This window comes from Brevundimonas sp. (assembly GCF_046299595.1).
Classification (GTDB): domain Bacteria; phylum Pseudomonadota; class Alphaproteobacteria; order Caulobacterales; family Caulobacteraceae; genus Brevundimonas.
Map to the genome: position 1 here is coordinate 797,034 of NZ_JBKBHQ010000001.1, position 18,854 is coordinate 815,887.

General features: G+C 68.0%; 20 protein-coding genes. 12 read left to right on the forward strand and 8 right to left on the reverse strand.

Features of this window, described 5'->3' with window-relative positions; genetic code table 11:
• Positions 1–3: 3 nt before the first annotated feature.
• The 4 genes from ACK4E3_RS04040 to ACK4E3_RS04055 are packed head-to-tail and all read right to left on the reverse strand — an operon-like array spanning position 4 to position 3,201.
• Entirely contained in the window at positions 4–750 is a 747-nt protein-coding gene (locus tag ACK4E3_RS04040; protein ID WP_409696718.1) for an ABC transporter ATP-binding protein, read from the reverse strand.
• Positions 747–1,739 (reverse strand): FecCD family ABC transporter permease, encoded by a 993-nt coding sequence (locus tag ACK4E3_RS04045; RefSeq protein ID WP_409696721.1) that lies wholly within the window; start codon positions 1,737–1,739, stop codon positions 747–749. The genes ACK4E3_RS04040 and ACK4E3_RS04045 overlap by 4 nt, the downstream gene beginning before the upstream one ends.
• Entirely contained in the window at positions 1,736–2,560 is an 825-nt protein-coding gene (locus ACK4E3_RS04050) for an ABC transporter substrate-binding protein (RefSeq protein WP_409696724.1), read from the reverse strand. The genes ACK4E3_RS04045 and ACK4E3_RS04050 overlap by 4 nt, the downstream gene beginning before the upstream one ends.
• On the reverse strand, positions 2,557–3,201 hold the full coding sequence (locus ACK4E3_RS04055; RefSeq protein ID WP_409701049.1) for a TetR/AcrR family transcriptional regulator: 645 nt from the start codon (positions 3,199–3,201) through the stop codon (positions 2,557–2,559). Before ACK4E3_RS04055 ends, ACK4E3_RS04050 begins: the two co-directional genes overlap by 4 nt.
• 161 nt (positions 3,202–3,362) lie before the next feature.
• Here ACK4E3_RS04055 and ACK4E3_RS04060 point away from each other — a divergent pair, with 161 nt between their 5' ends.
• Positions 3,363–4,784, forward strand: a complete 1,422-nt coding sequence (locus ACK4E3_RS04060) for a glycosyltransferase (RefSeq protein WP_409696726.1) — start codon at positions 3,363–3,365, stop codon at positions 4,782–4,784.
• On the opposite strand, the gene ACK4E3_RS04065 is transcribed toward ACK4E3_RS04060, so the two are convergent.
• On the reverse strand, positions 4,756–6,246 hold the full coding sequence (locus tag ACK4E3_RS04065; protein ID WP_409696729.1) for a UdgX family uracil-DNA binding protein: 1,491 nt from the start codon (positions 6,244–6,246) through the stop codon (positions 4,756–4,758). The two genes, ACK4E3_RS04060 and ACK4E3_RS04065, sit on opposite strands and share 29 nt — an antisense overlap.
• A 1-nt stretch (position 6,247) precedes the next feature.
• The gene (locus tag ACK4E3_RS04070) at positions 6,248–7,486 is read right to left on the reverse strand and encodes a putative DNA modification/repair radical SAM protein (protein ID WP_409701052.1); all 1,239 of its coding nucleotides are present in this window, start codon (positions 7,484–7,486) and stop codon (positions 6,248–6,250) included.
• A gap of 244 nt (positions 7,487–7,730) precedes the next feature.
• Here ACK4E3_RS04070 and ACK4E3_RS04075 point away from each other — a divergent pair, with 244 nt between their 5' ends.
• From ACK4E3_RS04075 to ACK4E3_RS04125, 11 genes are all read left to right on the forward strand, one after another.
• Positions 7,731–10,595: a monovalent cation/H+ antiporter subunit A gene (locus ACK4E3_RS04075; protein WP_409696732.1), complete on the forward strand. Its 2,865-nt coding sequence runs from the start codon at positions 7,731–7,733 to the stop codon at positions 10,593–10,595.
• A gap of 17 nt (positions 10,596–10,612) precedes the next feature.
• Positions 10,613–11,002: a Na+/H+ antiporter subunit C gene (locus ACK4E3_RS04080; RefSeq protein WP_409701055.1), complete on the forward strand. Its 390-nt coding sequence runs from the start codon at positions 10,613–10,615 to the stop codon at positions 11,000–11,002.
• A complete protein-coding gene (locus tag ACK4E3_RS04085; protein ID WP_409696735.1) occupies positions 10,999–12,537 on the forward strand; it encodes a monovalent cation/H+ antiporter subunit D in 1,539 nt (512 codons plus the stop codon). The genes ACK4E3_RS04080 and ACK4E3_RS04085 overlap by 4 nt, the downstream gene beginning before the upstream one ends.
• The gene (locus ACK4E3_RS04090; protein WP_409696738.1) at positions 12,534–13,031 is read left to right on the forward strand and encodes a Na+/H+ antiporter subunit E; all 498 of its coding nucleotides are present in this window, start codon (positions 12,534–12,536) and stop codon (positions 13,029–13,031) included. The genes ACK4E3_RS04085 and ACK4E3_RS04090 overlap by 4 nt, the downstream gene beginning before the upstream one ends.
• Positions 13,028–13,309, forward strand: a complete 282-nt coding sequence (locus ACK4E3_RS04095) for a K+/H+ antiporter subunit F (protein ID WP_409696741.1) — start codon at positions 13,028–13,030, stop codon at positions 13,307–13,309. The genes ACK4E3_RS04090 and ACK4E3_RS04095 overlap by 4 nt, the downstream gene beginning before the upstream one ends.
• On the forward strand, positions 13,306–13,728 hold the full coding sequence (locus ACK4E3_RS04100; protein WP_409696744.1) for a Na+/H+ antiporter subunit G: 423 nt from the start codon (positions 13,306–13,308) through the stop codon (positions 13,726–13,728). Before ACK4E3_RS04095 ends, ACK4E3_RS04100 begins: the two co-directional genes overlap by 4 nt.
• A gap of 97 nt (positions 13,729–13,825) precedes the next feature.
• Complete coding sequence (locus ACK4E3_RS04105) at positions 13,826–15,253, forward strand: M20/M25/M40 family metallo-hydrolase (RefSeq protein ID WP_409696747.1); 1,428 nt, start codon at positions 13,826–13,828, stop codon at positions 15,251–15,253.
• A 71-nt stretch (positions 15,254–15,324) separates the two neighbouring features.
• On the forward strand, positions 15,325–15,564 hold the full coding sequence (locus ACK4E3_RS04110; protein ID WP_409696750.1) for a BolA family protein: 240 nt from the start codon (positions 15,325–15,327) through the stop codon (positions 15,562–15,564).
• A gap of 2 nt (positions 15,565–15,566) precedes the next feature.
• A complete protein-coding gene (locus ACK4E3_RS04115) occupies positions 15,567–16,481 on the forward strand; it encodes an aldo/keto reductase (protein WP_409696753.1) in 915 nt (304 codons plus the stop codon).
• Positions 16,482–16,597: 116 nt separating this feature from the next.
• Positions 16,598–16,939 carry a Grx4 family monothiol glutaredoxin gene (grxD, locus tag ACK4E3_RS04120; RefSeq protein ID WP_409696756.1) on the forward strand — a complete coding sequence of 114 codons (342 nt, stop codon included), beginning with the start codon at positions 16,598–16,600 and terminating at the stop codon, positions 16,937–16,939.
• Positions 16,939–17,367, forward strand: a complete 429-nt coding sequence (locus ACK4E3_RS04125) for an acyl-CoA thioesterase (protein ID WP_409696759.1) — start codon at positions 16,939–16,941, stop codon at positions 17,365–17,367. The genes grxD and ACK4E3_RS04125 overlap by 1 nt, the downstream gene beginning before the upstream one ends.
• A gap of 62 nt (positions 17,368–17,429) precedes the next feature.
• On the opposite strand, the gene rpsD is transcribed toward ACK4E3_RS04125, so the two are convergent.
• Together rpsD and ACK4E3_RS04135 are read right to left on the reverse strand one after the other, a co-directional pair.
• Positions 17,430–18,047, reverse strand: a complete 618-nt coding sequence (gene rpsD / locus ACK4E3_RS04130; RefSeq protein WP_409696762.1) for a 30S ribosomal protein S4 — start codon at positions 18,045–18,047, stop codon at positions 17,430–17,432.
• Positions 18,048–18,232: 185 nt separating this feature from the next.
• A complete protein-coding gene (locus tag ACK4E3_RS04135; RefSeq protein ID WP_409696765.1) occupies positions 18,233–18,847 on the reverse strand; it encodes a superoxide dismutase in 615 nt (204 codons plus the stop codon).
• Between the last annotated feature and the right edge of the window lie 7 nt (positions 18,848–18,854).

Sequence of the window (18,854 nt, forward strand, 5' to 3'; positions counted from 1 at the left end):
GGCCTAGAGCCTCTGGCTCGACAGCAGGGGCCCGTCCGGTCCCTCGACCCAGTGGCCATGCACCCCGAAGGCCTGCGCCAGCACCTCGGGGCGCAGGGCGCGGCGCGGCGCATCGTCGGCAATGATGCGCCCGGACTTCATCACCAGCACCCGATCAGCGAAGCGTGCGGCCATGCCGAGGTCGTGGAGGCTGCAGATCACACTGCCGCCCGAGGCGACGTGGGCGACCATGATCTCCATCATCATCAGTTCGGCATCCAGATCGAGACCGGCGACCGGCTCGTCCACCAGCCACAGGGGCGCGCCCGCCGCCAGCATCCGCGCGAACAGCACCCTGGCGCGCTCGCCCCCCGACATGTCGGCCACGCCGCGCCCGGCCAGCGCCTCGAGACCGACCAGCGACAGGGCGCGAAGACCCTGATCGCGCGCGGCCTCACCGCTCAGCCACGGCACACCCAGCGCCGCCACCTCCACCGCAGGCAGGTTCCAGCCGATGTGCCGCTCCTGGGGCAGATAGGAAAGATGGCACGCCCTCTCGCGCGGGCTCATCAACGCAAGGGGTCGACCTGAAAGCCGCACCTCGCCCCGGCTGATCGCGATCAGGCCAAGGGCCGCGCGCATCAGGCTGGTCTTGCCCGAACCATTGGCGCCGCACACGGCGACCAGCTCGCCCGCGCCGACAGACAGGCTTACGTCGTCGAGCACACGTCTGTCGCCAAGCTGTGCCGTGAGCGAGTCGATGTCGATCATGTGCGCCACCCCCGCGCGGCGTGCGCGGCGATCAGGGCGAACAGGGGCGCACCGACCAGAGCCATGATCACGCCCAGCTTCAGCTCCTGCTCGCTGGGGATCAGGCGCACCAGCACATCGGCCAGCGCGAGCATGAGCGCACCCGCCAGGCTGGCGGGCACCAGCAGGCGATGCGGATCGCTGCGCACCAGAGCACGCACCAGATGCGGTGCGATCAGGCCCACGAAGCCTATGATGCCCGCCACCGCCGTCGCCGCCCCCGCTGCCAGTGCCGCTGCGAACAGGGCGACCAGCTTGAGCCTGCGCATGGGCAGGGCGCTGGTGGCGGCCACCTCCTCGCCCAGGGTCAGCATCCTGAGCCCGCGCCCTGCCACCAGTCCCGAAACAAGCGCGATCGCCAGCAGCGGCGCCAGCCAGGCCACATCGGTAAAGCTGCGGTTCTGCACCGATCCCAGCAGCCAGTTCATCACCTCGGCAGTGGCAACGGGCGTGGGCGAGAGGTTGAAGATCAGGGCGGTCAGCGCGCCGGTCAGGCTGGAGAGCGCCACGCCGAACAGGATCAGGGCCTCGGGCGCCCGGATGCGCGCGGCAAAGGCCATCAGCAGCCCGGCGGCTGCACCCGCACCGGCCATGGCCGCCACCTCGACCGCACCGGGAACCATGGCCAGACCGGCGATGATGGCCAGGGCCGCGCCGCTCGCCGCGCTGGACGAGACGCCCAGCACGCCCGGATCGGCCAGGGGATTGCGCAGCAGGCCTTGCAGCACGGCCCCTGCCAGACCGAGGCTGGCGCCCACCAGCAGGGCAACGAGGCTGCGCGGCAGGCGCACCTGCCACAGCACCTCGGCCTCGGGCGAGCCGGGATCGGTGAGCGCGCGCGCGTAGTCCCCCGCGGAAAAAGCCACCTCGCCCAGCATGACGCCCGCCGTCAGCACCATGAGGATGCCCAGCATCAGCGCACCGTTCAGCCTTGCATCCGACCCGCTCATGAGGCCTCGCCCGCGCTGGCAAGTGCCTCGACCGCCTCTGCGTTGAACCATGCGGGACAGCCCAGCACGCTGGCGGCCAGGTCCGTGCGCCCGGTGCGCGCGGCCAGGGCCTGCATCCGCGGATGCCGCCCTGTGCCGCGCCAGTCGGACCAGCGGTTGTCGAAGAAGCCCATCACGAGGCGCGCGGGCGGCTCAAGGATCAGGCGCTCCAGCGAATAGGGGCGAAAGCCCGCACGGCGCTCGGCATTATCGAAGCCTGCCGCGCGCAAGATGGCGTCGATCAGGGTGCCCGGCCCGCTGGTATAGCCGCCCGGCGTGACATAGAGCGCCTGCCCGCGCGCGCCGCCCGACGCCCGCTCCAGCCGTGCGTCCATCTGCGCCACCAGCGCCTCGGCCCCCTCGACATTGCCCAGGGCCGTGCCCACCGCGCGCGTGCCTGCGCGCACGGCGTCAAAGTCATCGGCGTGGGCGATCTCGACCACCTCGACCCCCGAGGCCCGCAGCCGCCGGATGAGGCGCGCATCCCCGCCCCAGTAACGCACCACCACATCGGGCTTGGCCGCGATCATGGCCTCCAGCGAGGGCCTGAGGCGTCGGATGCCGACCGCCCGGTCGCGCAGGTGAGAGTCGATGCTGCGCGCGCGCGGCGACAGGGCCACGATCCGCTCGCGTGGCACCAGTGCCAGCACATACTGATCGGCGCACTGATCGAGAGAGACGACCCTGGGGGCCTCGGCCCGGACCGCGCCCGCCGCCACGGCATTCAGCGCCAGGGCGGTGAGCGCCAGTGCGGCGATCAGCCCCGCCGCACGCCCCTTCACCGGCGCTCCAGCCCCATGAACAGCGCATCGAGCATGTGCCGCGACAGGGCCTCGCGCTCGGCCCACTCGAAATAGGGCTTGGTGATGATCAGGGAGACCAGCCCGTGCGCCCCGGCCCACAGGGTCTGTGCGGCCACATCCACATCCAGATCGAGCGCGTTGTCTCGCACCACGTCCGCCACCACGTCGCGGTAGCGCCGGAACAGCTCGGAGCCCACGCGCCGCGCCGCCTCCTGCGCGCCGTCACCGGCCTCGCGCGGGCGCGTGCAATAGATCAGGCGATAGGCATTGGGATGCTCGAAGCCGAAGCGGATGTAGGATTCCATCAGGGCGCGCAGCTTGGCCTGTGCCGGCATGGGCCGGTCCATGATGTCGCGGTTCAGCTTGATCAGGGTCTCGAACGCGGCCTCGCAGATCTCCGTGAGGATGTGGCTCTTGTCGCGAAAATGCATGTAGAGCGCCGTCGAGGACACGCCCACCGCCTCGGCGATCTTGCGGATCGTGGCACCCTCATAGCCCTCCTCGACAAAGATACGCTCGGCGGCGTCGAGGATTTCCTGGCGGCGCACATGGCCCTCGCCCTTGGGCTTGCGGCCCGGGCGCGCGGTGCGCTCTGCAAGGGCCGTGCGGCCGGTACTCATGACGGACAAGGCAGACGTCCCTTCACGCTTCGCAAACATTGCCCTCAGCCTTACTCCCCTCGTCTGCCGCCGACAACTCGCGCCCCTCCAATTCGCGAACGCCGCTGCGGCTTGATCGCGGCGCGCGAGCCTGCATGATGGCGGCGCTGGAGGGGAGCCGCATGACCGCAGCCGCAGAGCTGAACGCGCAGGACAGCGCGCGCCTGCGCGGGCTGACACGCGCACAGGCGCTGGTGCTGATGCTCGTCCTGTCCACCTTGGCCGCAGGCCTGATCTGGGCAGGCGCGAGCACACTGGTCATCATCGAGCGCTCCATCGCTCTCGCCTTCGTCGCGGTGATCGGCTGGCGGGCCGCTGCCCTCGCCCTCACCGTGCGGCCCGTCAGTGCGCCCGCGCCGCTGAAGGATATGCCACTGAAGAATGAAGAACTGCCGCGCTACAGCGTCATCTGTGCCCTCTACCGCGAGGCCGATGTGCTGGCACAACTGGTTCGCAATCTCTGCGCGCTCGACTATCCGCCCGAGCGGCTGGAGATCATTCTGGCGCTGGAGCACGATGATGCCGAGACGCTCCGCGCGGCGCACGCGCTCGCCCTGCCGGCTCATATGCGTATTCTCGTCGTGCCACCGGGAGAGCCGCGCACCAAGCCGCGCGCGCTCAATCACGCCCTGCTCGGTGCGACGGGCGATCTGGTCACCATCTTTGATGCCGAGGACGCCCCCGATCCGGCCCAGCTGCGCGAGGCCGCAGCGCGCTTTCACGCCTCAAGCCCGGCGCTCGCCTGCCTTCAGGCACCCTTGCGCATCCGCATCCATCAAGGCTCAGGCATGGTTGCCCGTCAGTTCGCTGCCGAATATGCCGCCCTGTTCGAGGCGAGCGTGCCCGCCTTCTCGCGCCTCGGCCTGCCCTTTGCTCTGGGCGGCACCAGCAATCACTTCCGCGCCGCCGCCTTGCGCCGAGTCGGCGCATGGGATGCGTGGAACGTCACCGAGGATGCGGACCTCGGCTTTCGATTGTGGCGCTTTGGCTATCGCATGGGTGTCATCAGCGCCCCCACCTGGGAGAGCGCGCCCGACGGCGTGCACGCCTGGCTGCCCCAGCGCACGCGATGGCTGAAAGGCTATCTGCAGACCCTGCTGGTCCACACGCGGCACCCGGCGCAGCTGGGCTGGCGCGGCGGGGCGGCGCTGCTGCTGGGCATCGGCGCGGCGCTGGGTTCTGCCGCCCTGCATGCCCTCGCCCTGCTGTGGTTCTCGACCGTGAGCCTCGTGGCCATGCTGTCGAGCGTCTCGCCCATGGCGCACCCGCTGGCCGTCAGCCTGTTCAGCATCGGCGCGCTGGTCAGCATATGCGGCTGCGCCATCGGCATGCGCCGCGCCGCCCTGCCCTATCGGGTGCGCGATGCCCTGCTGGCGCCAGCCTACTGGGCCATGCAGAGCCTGGCCCTGGCCCACGCCCTGATCCAGATGATCACCGCCCCCTTCCACTGGGACAAGACGCCCCACAGGCCCGAGCCCGAGGAACCCGCCGAAAGCGCAGCCGCCTCGTCTGTCGTCAGTCCCCGCCGGGCGAAAGCAGCTTAAGCGCACGCGCCAGATCGTCCGCCAGTGCCTGTCGCGCTGCCGCTGCCTTCTGCGCATCGGGCAGGCGCAGCACATAGGCCGGGTGCCAGGTGATGATGCCGGTGCTGCCGTCATCCAGGCCGAGGCGCTGACCGCGCAGCGCGCCGACCTCGACCTTGCGCCCCAGCACCGCGCTGGCGGCGCTGGCACCCAGCATCACCACCACCTTCGGCCTGATCAAGCGGCGCTCGTGATCGAGAAAGACCGAGCACGCGCCGATCTCGGTCGCATCGGGCGAGCGGTGCAGGCGGCGCTTGCCCTGGGCGGTGAACTTGAAGTGCTTGACCGCATTGGTCAGCCACACATCGCCGCGCGCCAGACCCGCACTCGCCAGCGCCGCGTCCAGTACCTGTCCAGCCGGGCCGATGAAGGGGCGCCCCGCCAGATCCTCCTGATCGCCCGGCTGCTCGCCCACGATCATGATCCGGGCCGCAGGACTGCCCTCACCCGCCACCGGCGCGGTCGCATCGCGCCACAGCGGACAGCGCCGGCAGCGCGCCAGGGCCTGCCCCATCGCATCGAGCGTGTCCGGCAGCATCTCTGGCAGCATCTCTGGCAGCGCGTCTGGCAGGCCGGCGCGCGGCACGCTGGGCGCCACGACACCTGCAAAGCGGGTGTTGGCGGGTGTGGGCGCGGCCTCGATCATCTGGCGCGCGCGGGCCTCTGCTCCCTTGACCAGCTCGGGGATCAGGCGCGCCTCGGGCAGGTTGTTCCAGTAGCGGCGCGGCATCTCCGATTGCATGGCCCGGGTGCGCAGGCGCGCCGGATTGAAGGTCGAGGCATAATAGGTCCGCCACATATCCTCCATCGGATCGCCCTCGGGCACCTCCTCGGGCCGGGCGGGAGGGCCGAAGCGCAGGCTGTGGCCATCCCACAGCGCGCGAGCGTCCGGCGTCAGTATGCTCCAGGTCATGTTGGAAAAGCGCCGGGCAAAGAACGGCGCCGTGCGCTCCAGCACCCGGTGCGCGGGCTCGAACCAGGCGATCCAGCGCTCGTCACCCGGGCCGGGGGCGCCATGGTCTGCACCATCGATCAGGCGAAAGCGCACAAAGGCCTTCATCTTGTGAGCCGCCCGCGAGACATTGCGCGCGCGCACTACCGCGTCTCGCACATCCTCGTCGGCCTCCATGCGCATGAGGTTGCGCTCGTCCTGCAAGCGCCACAGCATCCGGTACAGCAGGTCGAAGCGGTCAGGGCTGCGGTGCAGGATCACGTCCCGCGCCAGGTCGAGATAGGCGCGCGGCACCACCAGCGGGCGCGTCTGCGCGCTCGCTTCTGGCACGGGCTGGTCGAAAAGGCCCGCGCCCGCGCCCACGGTGAAGCGCGCCTGCTCGGGCGGCACGCCCTCGGCGATGAGCGCGCGCGCGCCCTCGCGCCAGCCCTCGAAGTCCGTCTCATGAGCGAGCGTGATGTTGCGCCACATTTCAGAACAGGCTGAGCTGCTCGGGTGCGGGGCGGGCCAGGCGCGCCTTGAGGTCCGCGTGATCAAGCAGCCCCCCCGGCGTCCAGTCGAGGGCCACGATGAACGGGCGCACCTTGTCGATGCTGCGGCACAGGCGTCCCACGTCCTCGAGACGCAGGCTCTTGTGCGTGCGAATGCGCACGATGCGATCGACCGTGCGCGCACCAAGGCCGGGCACACGCAGCAGCATCTCGCGCTCGGCCCGGTTTACATCGACCGGGAACAGCGCCCGGTTCTCCAGTGCCCACGCCAGTTTGGGATCAACCGTCAGGTCCAGCATCCCGCCTCTGGCCACCGACGCGATCTCGGGCGCGCTGAAACCATAGAAGCGCAGCAGCCAGTCCGCCTGATAGAGCCTGTGCTCGCGCATGAGGGGCGGGCGCGACAGCGGCAGGATGGCGCTGGCCTCGGGGATCGGGCTGAAGGCCGAATAATAGACGCGGCGCAGGCCATAGGCACCATAGAGCGCCGCGCTGCGCTCCAGGATTTCGGCATCGGGCGCGCCATCGGCACCCACGATCAGCTGGGTGCTCTGTCCGCCCGGTGCAAAACGCGGTGGGCGGGCACGGGTACGGCGGTCGGGGCGGGCCTCCTCGGTCTTGAGGCGCACGCGGCCCATAGCCCGGCGGATCACGCTGGCATCCTTCTGGGGGGCGAGCGTGCCCATCGCCTCGTCACGCGGCAGCTCGACATTGGCCGAGAGGCGGTCGGCATAGAGCCCCGCCTGTTCGATCAGGCGCGCGTCGGCCTCGGGGATCAGCTTCAGGTGGATATAGCCGCGAAAGTCGTGGTCCTCGCGCAGGCGTCGCGCCACCTCGATCATCTGCTCCATCGTGTAGTCGCCGTTTCGGATGATGCCCGAGGACAGGAACAGACCCTCGATATAGTTCCGGCGATAGAAGTTGAGCGTCAGGCTGACCACCTCGTCCACCGTAAAGCGCGCCCGCTCCACGTTCGAGGACACCCGGTTGATGCAGTAGGCACAGTCGAAGATGCAGAAATTGGTCAGCAGTATCTTCAGCAGCGAGACGCACCGCCCGTCGGGCGTGTAGGCGTGGCAGATGCCCGCACCCTCGGTTGAGCCCACACCCCTGCCGTCCATCGAGTTGCGTTTCGATGCCCCGGACGAGGCGCAAGAGGCGTCATACTTGGCCGCATCGGCCAGGATCGACAGCTTTCGGCGCAAGGTGAGCTGAACCATGCGTTCATGATATGTTCTTTCGGCCATGGCTGTCCAGCGTGGCCATTGTACGCGGCTGCCGCTGCGAAATCGGTCGAAACATGGTCGAAATCGGACACCTGGGGCTTCAAACACGGGCTTTCAGACGCTAGCTAGAGCCCGCACGCATGGCTCATGCGCTGCTGTGCGTCGCGTTTCCCGTTCGATGGGTCGATGGCAGGCTGATCCCCTCAGTCTCCTGACCGACTATGCTCTAGGAGATGCCGTGCTTCTGGCACTGCTGGCCATATTGCCTCTGATAGGCGCCCTGGCTCCCGCACTGGCCATTCGGGCCGGGCGCGACGCCTGCGCGCTGGCGGCCGGGCTCGTGACCCTGACTGCCCTCATAATCCTGGCCGGCATGGCCCCTGCGGTCATGGCTGGAGAGGTGATCCAGAGCAGGCTTGAGTGGATCCCTTCGCTGGGGCTGGGCGCCAACTTCTTCCTCGATCCGCTGGGCCTGATGTTTGCCGGGCTCATTCTGGGCATCGGCCTGCTGATCATCATCTATGCGCGTTTCTATCTGGCCAAGTCCGACCCCATGGGGCGGTTCTTCGTCTATCTGCTGCTGTTCCAGGGTGCGATGCTGGGCATCGTCCTGTCGGACAACATCCTGCTTCTGCTGATCTTCTGGGAGCTGACGAGCCTGTCGTCCTTCCTGCTGATCGGTTTCTGGCGCCATCTGCCCGAGGGCCGTCAGGGTGCGCGCATGGCGCTGGCCATCACCGGTGCGGGCGGTCTCAGCCTGATCGGCGGGCTGCTGATCCTGGGCAACATCGTCGGCTCCTACGACCTGAGCGTGATCTTGCAGAATGCCGAGGCGATCCAGGCCTCGCCGCTCTATCTGCCCGCCCTGCTGCTGATCCTGGGGGGCTGCTTCACCAAGTCGGCCCAGTTCCCGTTCCATTTCTGGCTGCCTCACGCCATGGCCGCGCCCACGCCGGTCAGTGCCTATCTGCACTCGGCCACCATGGTGAAGGCGGGCGTGTTCATGCTGGCGCGCCTGTGGCCGGTGCTGGCGGGAACGGACGCCTGGTTCCTGATCGTCGCCACCACGGGCCTCGTCACCATGGTGGTGGCCGCCTGCATCGCCCTGTTCAAGGACGATCTGAAGGGCCTGCTGGCCTATTCGACCGTCAGCCACCTCGGCTTTCTGACCATGCTGTTCGGCATGGGCACGCCCATGGCCGCGATCGTGGGCGTGTTCCACATCATCAATCACGCCACCTTCAAGGCCGCCCTGTTCATGAACGCGGGCATCGTTGATCACGATGCGGGCACGCGCGATCTCAAGCGCCTCGGCGGCCTGTTCAGCCTGATGCCCATCGCGGGCACCATGGCACTGGTGGCGGGACTGTCCATGGCGGGCATTCCGCCGCTCAACGGCTTCCTCTCCAAGGAGATGATGCTGGAGGAAGCCGCCCACACCGTCTGGCTGGGCCAGCCGTGGGTGTTCCCGGTGCTGGCGACCCTGGGGGCCACGCTGTCGGTCGCCTATTCGCTGCGCTATGTCATCGGCGTCTATTTCGGGCCGAAGCGCGACGACTATCCCAAGGCCCCTCACGATCCGGGCATCGGCCTGTGGGGCCCGCCCGCCGTGCTGACCGCGCTGGTAGTCCTGATCGGCATCCTGCCCGCGCTCGTGGCAGGGCCTCTGGTCGCCGCCGTGAGCCGCGCGGTGACGGGCGGCGATCTGCCCTATTATTCGCTCAGCCTGTGGCACGGCATCACGCCCGCCCTGTTCATGAGCATCATTGCCGTGGCCGTGGGCGCGCTGCTGCTGTGGCGGCACCGCAATCTGGAAGCCCTGTGGCTCAAGCTCGGTATCGTGGAGGCCAAGCGTCTGTTCGATGTCAGCGTCGATGCTCTTGCCCGCGCGTCGCGGCGCATCACCTACGGCCTGCACAACGGCTCCATGCAGCGCTATCTGGCCTTCTTCATCGGCGCGGCCATCGTGGTGGGTGCCGCGGGCTTCCTGACGGCGGGATACAGCCCCGGCGAGCGGCCACTGCTGGCGGCCACGCCCATTGCCCTGGCCGGCTGGTTCGCCCTGATCGCCGCCACCATCGCCCTCGTGGTCATGCATCGCGCGCGCTTTCTGGCTCTGATCCTGATCAGCGTGGTCGGCCTGATCATTTCGATGGGCTTTGTCTATCTGTCGGCGCCGGATCTCGCCCTGACGCAGATCTCGGTCGAGATCGTCACCATCCTGCTGATGCTGCTGGCGCTCAATCTGCTGCCCAAACAGACGCCGAAGGAAAGCAGCCTGCCGCGACGCCTGCGCGATGGCGCCTTCGCGGTGCTGGGCGGGCTCGGCATCGGGGCGGCGGCCTGGGCGGTCATGACGCGCGAGGGCTCCAGCATCTCGGCGTTCCACTGGGCCAATTCCTACAAGGGCGGCGGGGGCACCAATGTGGTCAATGTCACCCTGGTCGATTTCCGCGGCTTCGACACCTATGGCGAGATCATCGTTCTGGGCATCGCGGCCCTAGCCATCTTCGCCCTGCTCGACACCGCCGACCGGGGCGCGGCGGGGCGCAGGCTTGCCCTCTGGAAGCCCGACATCCTGCGCTCGCCCGAGCGCCATCCCATGATGCTGGTGGTCGCCACGCGCGTGCTGCTGCCTCTGGCGATCATGGCGGGCATCTACATCTTCCTGCGCGGTCACAACGAGCCGGGCGGCGGCTTCATCGCAGGCCTCGTTTTCTCGATCGCCCTGCTGATGCAGTATCTGGCCTCGGGCTGGCAGTGGGCCAACCAGCGCCTGCGTGCGGACAATCACAACCTGATCGGCTGGGGCGTGCTTATCGCCGGGCTGACGGGGCTGGGCTCGATCCTGTTCGGTGCGCCGTTCCTGACCACCGCCTTCGACTATTTCGACATCCCGCTGATCGGTGAGGTGGAGCTGGCCACGGCCCTGCTGTTCGACATCGGCGTGGCCCTGACGGTGGTGGGCGCGGTCATGCTCGCCCTCGCCCAGCTGGCCCGCGTGGCCCAGCGCGCCGAAGGCCTGCAGGTGCCCGACAAGCCCATGGACGTCGACCCGTCGCTGCCCTCCGACCACGAGAGCGTCAGGGAGCCGCGCTCATGATCGCCCTGCCCTTCAGCCTGGAGTTTCTGGTGGCCTCGGCCATTGCCGTGCTCAGTGCGGCAGGCATCTATCTGGTGCTGCGCGCGCGCACCTTCCCCGTGGTGCTCGGACTGGCCTTTCTGTCCTATGCGATCAACGTGTTCCTGTTCGCCATGGGCCGCCTGGTGATCAACCAGCCGCCGATCTATTCCAGCACCGCCGAGGGCTTCACCGATCCGCTGCCCCAGGCGCTGGTGCTGACGGCCATCGTGATCGCCTTCGGCATGACCGCCCTGGTCGTGATCCTGGCGCTTCGCACCTACATCGAGACCGGCACCGATCAGGTCGATGGCATCAGCGACGACCATGTGCCCATGCGCGAGACTTCCGGCCGGGCCGACACCAGCAAGGTGGAGGAACAGCCATGAACGCCTGGCTGATCGCCCCGGTCATCCTGCCTGCCATCACGGCGGCGCTGATCCTGATGTTCATGCGCCATCGCCTGACCCTGTCGCGGGTGAGTGCGATCGCGGTGTGCCTGGCCCTGGTGGGCTTTGGCGCGGCCCTGCTGGGCCATGCGGCTACCGGTCAGGTGGAGAGTTATGCGCTCGGCAACTGGATCGCGCCGTTCGGCATCGTGCTGGTGCTGGACCGTCTGTCGGCCCTGATGATCCTGCTGACCAGCGTGCTGGCCCTGATCGTGCTGATCTATGCCATTGTCACGGGGCTGGACCGGCGCGGCTGGCACTTTCACCCGCTGTTCCAGTTCCAGCTTCTGGGCCTGAACGGGGCGTTCCTGACGGGCGACCTGTTCAATCTGTTCGTGTTCTTCGAGGTGCTGCTGATCGCCTCCTACGGCCTGATGCTTCACGGTCAGGGCGCTGCGCGCCTGAAGGCGGGCGTGCAGTACGTCATCATCAATCTGGTGGGCTCCACCCTGTTTCTGGTCGCCATCGGCATCCTCTACGGCGTCACCGGCACGCTCAACATGGCCGACATGGCCGGGCGCATCGCCGAGGCTCCTGCGGGCGATCAGGCCCTGATCAAGACGGGTGGCCTGCTGCTGATCAGCGTGTTCGCGCTCAAGGCCGCCCTGGTGCCCATGCATTTCTGGCTGCCGCGCACCTATGCCATGACCTCTGCGGCCATGGCGGCCCTGTTCGGCATCATGACCAAGGTGGGCACCTATTCGATCATCCGCACCACCACCCTCATGTTCGGCTCGGACGCGCAGGCCAGCGCCTGGGCACCGGCCGAATGGATGCTGCCGGCCAGCCTGGTCACGATCATTCTCGGCTATGTCGGCGTCATGGGCGCGAAGGGCCTGCGCGATCTGGTGGCTTTTGCGGTGCTGGGCTCCATGGGCACCCTGCTGGCGGCAGTGGCGGTGTTCCAGCCCGATGCCATGGGCGCGGCGATCTATTACGTCATTCACTCGACCCTCGCGGGCGCGGCCCTGTTCCTGATCGCGGACCTGATCGCCAGCCGCCGGGGCGATCACGGCGATGCGCTCAGCCCCGGTCCGCGCTTTGCCGATGTCGAGAAGCTCTCGGCCCTGTTCTTTCTGGGTGCCATCGCCATGGTCGGCCTGCCGCCCCTGTCGGGCTTCATCGGCAAGCTGCTGATCCTTGATGGCGTGCGCGATGCCATGGGCGGCTATGTCATCTGGGCCGTGATCCTGATCACCTCGGTGCTCGGCCTGCTGGGCTTTGCGCGCGCGGGCAGCGGCATCTTCTGGAAGAGCGCGGCCGTGGATGGCTTCAGCAACGCAAGGGCCCAGCCCGGAGGCACCCTGGCCATCGCCGTGGCGGCCAGCTTCATCGCTTTTCTGGCGCTCAGCGTTGTGCTGGCCGGTCCGCTGGTTGACTATGCCAACGCCACGGCCACCCAGCTGTTTGCCCCCCAGGCCTATATCGAGGCCGTGCTGCCCTTCGGCGTCTCGCCCGAGGAGGCCGCGCGATGAGCCTGATGAAGCGCCTTCTTCCCCATCCGGCCCTCAGCGTCACCCTGATCGTGGTGTGGATGCTGCTGCTCAACTCCCTGAGTGTGGGCGGTCTGGTGCTGGCGGTGATCCTGGCGGTGCTCGTGCCCCTGTTCACCAGCCGCTTCTGGCCCGATCGCCCGAAGATCCGCTTCGGCTGGCCGCTGATCGACTATGTGCTGGTGGTGCTGTGGGACATTCTGGTCGCCAACTTCCAGGTGGCCTGGATCATCCTGTTCCGCCGCAACCGCGACCTGCGCTCGCGCTGGCTGGTCATTCCGCTGGAGCTGACCGCGCCCGAGGCCATCACCGCGCTTGCCGCCACCATCAGCCTGACGCCCGGCACCGTGTCGTCGGATGTCTCGGCCTGCGGGCGCTACCTGCTGGTCCACGGCATTGACGTTCCCGATGCCGAGGCCGACATCGCGCGCATCAAGTCCCGCTATGAGGCCCGCCTGCTGAAGGTGTTCGCATGACCGGTCCCGTGCTCGCCCTTGCCATCGTCTTCGCCGTCGGCTGCGTCGGGCTGGCCATCGTCCTGAACGTGTTCCGCCTGCTGCGCGGGCCGACCGGGGGCGACCGCATCCTCGCGCTCGACACCATGACCATCAACATCATCGCCCTGATCGTGCTGTTCGGCCTGATGGAGTCGACCGCCGCCTATTTCGAGGCCGCCCTGCTGCTGGCCATGGTGGGCTTTCTGGGCACGGTCGCCTACTGCAAGTTCCTGCTGCGCGGAGACATCATCGAATGAGCACCGCACACATCTTCGCCGAATGGGTCATTGCGCTGTTCCTCGTGATCGGGGGGCTGTTCGCGCTGGTGGGCTCCTATGGTCTGGCCAAGCTGCCTTCGCTCATGACCCGCCTGCACGCTCCGACCAAGGCGACGACGCTGGGCATCGGCGCGTGCCTGATCGCCTCCATGATCTATTTCCCGGTGTTCGGTGGCACCTATTCGGCGCACGAGCTGCTGATTACCCTGTTCCTGTTCATGACCGCGCCGGTCACCGCCAACATGATCGCCAAGGCGCACCTGCACCGTCAGGGCCACGGCGTGGACCCCAACCCGGCTGACGACATCCGCGAGGGTCTGCTCTCGCCGGGCGGTGAGCGCGACTGGGCCACCTTCGACACGCACGGCAGCGACCAGACCGGCACCAAGGCGCGCTGATCGGGCCCGCGCTGATCGGGCGCGCAAGGGTTGCACACCCCGCCGATCCCCCTAAAGTCTCGCCTCCTGCCGACGGCCTTTTGAGGGGGATCACACCATGCGTGCCAAGTTTCTGTCCGGCCTGATCGCCGCCTCGCTGGTGCTGACGCCCGCCCTCGCGAGCCGGGCGCAGGACGCGCGCACCATCGCCACCGCAGAGCGCCTGCGCGACACGGCCATGGAAGGCACCCGCGCCTATGCTATCGTCGAGGAGCTGACCACGCGCTTCGGCCCCCGGCCTGCGGGCACCCCCGCCGAACACCTGTCGGCCGAGTGGGGCGCAGACCTCATGCGCTCGCTGGGCTTCCAGAACGTGCGTATCGAGCGCTTCCCGCTGGCGGTCTGGCATCGCGGGGCAGAGCGCGTCGAGATCGTCTCGCCCCTGCCCCAGCCGCTGGTCGCCACGGCGCTGGGCGGTGCGGTCGCCACGCCGCCGGAAGGGATCGAGGCCGAGGCCGTGCTGTTCGAGACCTGGCAGGATCTTCTCGATGCGCCCATGGGCTCGCTGGAAGGGCGCATCGCCGTGGTGCTTCAGGACACGATCAGGGCGCAGGACGGGCGCGGCTATGGCTCCACCTCGGTCATGCGTTTTGACGGGCCGCGCGTGGCCGCAGAGCGCGGTGCGGTCGGCTATGTGCTGCGCTCGCTGGGCACCCACGATCACCGCTTCGCCCACACCGGCGCGACCCGCTATCTGGACGATCCGATCCCTGCCTTTGCCATCAGCCCGCCCGATGCGGACCAGCTGCGCCGCCTTGCGCGCCTCGACGGGGGCACGCCGATCCGCCTGCGCCTGTTCTCGAGCGCCTGGGTCGAGGAGGGTTCGCACTCCCAGAACGTCATCGGCGAGATTCGCGGGCGCGAGCGGCCCGAGGAGGTCATCGTCATCGGCGGGCATCTGGACAGCTGGGACATGGGCACCGGCGCGCTGGACGATGGTGCGGGACTGGCCATCACCACGGCGGCGCTGGAGCTGATCGCGCGCCTGCCCCAGCGTCCGCGCCGCACCATCCGCCTGGTCTGGTGGGGTGCCGAAGAAGTCAGCCAGCCGCCGCCCGCGCAAGGACTCGCCGGTGCGCGCTTCTATGCCGAAACCTATGCTGCCGAGGCGGGCAATCACGTCACCATCAGCGAAAGCGATTTCGGTGCGCGGCGCATCTATGCCCTGTCGCTGCCCGAAGGCATGGGCGGCACGGCCTTCCAGCGCGCCGCCATGCGGGTTCTGACGCCCATCGGCATCGTCTGGAATCCTGCGCCTGCGCGCAGCGGCGGACCGGACACCGGCCCCACGGTGGCGCTGGGCGTGCCGCCCTTCTCGCTCGCACAGGATGGCAGCGACTATTTCAACTATCACCACACCGCCGACGACGTGCTGGACCGTATCGAGCGTGACGAACTGGACCAGAACGTCGCGGCCTGGGCGGCGCTGCTGTGGCTGATCGCGGACTCCGATGTGGACTTCCGCAACCCCGTTCTGATCGACTAGGCGCGCTTAAGCGCCCCATTAAGGATTCCCGTTCACTCTGTCGGCGAAAGCCTGTCGGAGTGAACCGCCCCATGCCCATGCCCCTGGAAACGCTGCGCGCCCATCTTGAGGAGGCGTTTCCCGATGCCGAGATCGTCATCCAGGATCTGGCGGGCGACGGCGACCACTATCGCGCGCGCATCGTCTCGGCGGCCTTTGCGGGCCAGAGCCGCGTGCGGCGCCATCAGAGCGTCTATGCCGCACTCAAGGGCAAGATGGGTGGCGAGCTGCACGCCCTGGCCCTGGAAACCCTGACGCCCGAGGAGGCCTGATCATGCGTTATCGTCCCTTCGGGCGCTCGGGCAGCGCGGTCTCGGCCATCACCCTTCGCCTCGGCGATGACGTGCTCGCGCGCGGTCCGGGCGGCGTACGCGCGCTGGTCTATGCGGCGCTGGAGGCGGGCATCAACAGCTTTCATCTCAATACCGCCGACCCCGTGCTGGGCCAGCTTGCAGGCGAAGCCTTTGCCTCAGTGGACCGCGATCTTCTGATGATCACCCTGTCGCTGGGCCAGAGCCGCGACCGCAAGGGGGCGGCGCGCGACTTCTCGCCCGAGGGGCTGACCGGTGCCATCGACCAGTGGCTGAACGTCTCGCGCATGGGTCACGTCGATCTGGCCCTGCTCGACGAGCCCGCCGAGGAAGAACTGCCCCAGAGCGCGCTCTCGGCCCTCAAGGCCCAGCGCCAGAGCGGGCGGATCAAGATGCTCGGCGTCGCGGGCGAGAGCGAGGTGATGGACGCCTATGTCAGCACCAATGCGTTCGACGTGCTGGCCACGCCCTTCAACGTCAATGTGCCATGGCCCGTGCGCCACCGCATGCGCGCGGCCATGGAGCGGGACATGGCCGTCATGGCCTATGGCTACTACCCCAAGGAGCTGTCCACGCCCGCCAAGGCCATCAGCTTTCACCAGCAGAAGCGCGGCCTGTTCGGTTTCGGCGGTTCGGGCAAGGCGAGCGATGCGCCGCTGGCCGGGGCGGGAACCTATGCCTTCCTGCACGAGACCCACGGGTGGAGCGCCGAGGAAATCTGCCTGACCTTCACCCTGACCGATCCGCAGATCGCCACGGTGATGGTGGACGCGGTCGCCATCGACCGGCTGGAGCGTCTGGCGGCCACGGTCGAGCGCGACCTGCCCCCCGGCCTGTCGGCCCAGATAGAGATGGCGCGCGTGCGCGGCGCGGCGTGAGCGCAGGCGCCAACTTGGCCGTGCTCCCTTGACCGACGGGGTCTGCACCCCTAGCTGAAGGCCAGTTTTTCCGCCCCGCCCCGCATGGCGCGGCACCTGCTGGAGGGCCTTTGCCCGTGTCTGACACCGCCGTTCACGACTTCATCGCCAGGACCGTTGCCGAGCATCCCGTGGTGCTGTTCATGAAGGGCACGCCCGATGCGCCGCGCTGTGGCTTCTCGTCGCTGGTGGTGCAGATACTCGATCACGTCAGCGCGCCCTTCGTGGGCGTGGACGTGCTCCAGAGCGAAGAGCTGCGCGAGGGCATCAAGGCATACACCGACTGGCCGACCATTCCCCAGCTCTACGTCAAGGGCGAGTTCGTCGGCGGCTCCGACATCGTGCGCGAGATGTTCCAGGCGGGCGAGCTTCAGACGCTGCTGAGCGACGCCGGCGTGCTCGACCAGGCCGAGGCCTGATGGCACGCGCCGCGCTGGAGCCGCGCGCGGACCGCGAAGTCTTCACCCTGCCCCTCGCGGTGAAGGCCGAACACATCGATGCCAATGGCCATGTCAACAACGTGGTCTATGTAGGCTGGCTTCAGGACGCGGGCACGGCGCACTGGAACCATCTGTTCGACGCGGCCACCCGCGCACGCTGGTCGTGGGTGGCCCTTCGCCACGAGATCGACTACCTGCGCCCCCTGCCGCCCGGATCGCGACCGGTCGCGCGCACCTGGGTCGGCGATCCCCAGGGACCGCGCTTTGCCCGCTTCGTTCGCATCGAGGATGAACAGGGCCGCCTGTGCGCCCAGGGCGTGTCCGAGTGGTGCCTCGTCGATGCCGCAAGCATGCGCCCGCACCGCATCCCGCCCGAGCTGCTCTCCCCCTTCGTCAAGGCGGGCTGATGCGAAAAAGGCCCCGGATCGCTCCGGGGCCTTTCTGCATTTCAGCGGCTGTGCCTGCCTGATTACGAGGCGTAGTACTCGACGACCAGGTTCGGCTCCATCTTGACCGCATAGGGCACTTCGGCCAGCTCGGGCGCGCGCACGAAGCGCACCGAGAAGCCGCGGTCGCCCTGCTCCAGATAGTCCGGGATGTCGCGCTCGGACGACTGCAGGGCTTCCAGCACCAGCGCCATGTTGCGCGACTTTTCCTTGACGGTGATCACGTCGTCCGCCTTGCAGCGGTAGGAGGCGATGTTCACCTTCTTGCCGTTCACCAGCACATGGCCGTGGTTGACGAACTGGCGCGCGGCCCAGACGGTCGGCACGAACTTGGCGCGATAGACGATGGCATCGAGGCGCGATTCCAGCAGCGAGATCAGGTTTTCGGAGGTGTTGCCCTTGCGGCGCGACGCCTCGTCGTAGGTGCGACGGAACTGCTTCTCGGTGATGTTGCCGTAATAGCCCTTGAGCTTCTGCTTGGCCTTCAGCTGCAGGCCGAAGTCAGAGGTCTTGGACTTGCGGCGCTGGCCGTGCTGGCCGGGGCCGTAGGACCGCTTGTTGACGGGGGACTTGGCGCGACCCCACAGGTTTTCACCCATGGCGCGGTCGAGCTTGTACTTGGCGCTATGGCGCTTGGACATGGCATACGCTCTTCATCGTGATGCGGCCCGGCTGCCCCACCATTGGGGCGGCGATTGCAACGGCGGTCCACGCATCGTCCGTCATGGTCTTTCGCGACCCGGACCTTGCGGCGCGGGCGGGAAAGGCGCGCTTATGACGGCGGCACCCTTCCCTGTCAAGGCTTTCAGCGCGCGGCCGGACCTGCTCAGCCCCTGGCGGCGTCGAACAGGGCGTTGACCTTGTTCCAGTTCACCACCGACCAGAATGCCTTGAGATAGTCGGCGCGGCGGTTCTGATACTTCAGATAATAGGCGTGCTCCCACACATCGGCGCCCAGAATGACCTCGCCGCGCTCGTCGGCCACGTCCATCAGCGGATTGTCCTGATTGGGCGTGGAGGTCACCTTGAGCTTGCCGTCCTTCCAGATCAGCCACGCCCAGCCTGAGCCGAACTGGCCAGCACCCGCCTCGTTGAAGGCTTCCTTGAAGGCGTCCATGCCGCCGAGATCCCTGTCGATCTGTGCGGCCAGCGCCTCCGAGGGCTCGCCGCCCTCGCCCTCTGGCGCCAGCAGTTCCCAGAACAGGCTGTGGTTCCAGTGGCCGCCGCCGTTGTTGCGGATCGCCTTAGGCAGCTTGGAGACATGGGCCAGCAGGTCTTCGAGCGCGCGGTCCTTCAGGCTGTCATCCTTGTCCACCGCCTCGTTGAGCTTGTCGACATAGGTCTTGTGGTGCTTGCCATGGTGGAACTCCATGGTCGCCTTGTCGATGGCGGGCTCCAGCGCATCGTGGGCATAGGGCAGGTCGGGCAGGGTGAATGCCATGGGGAAA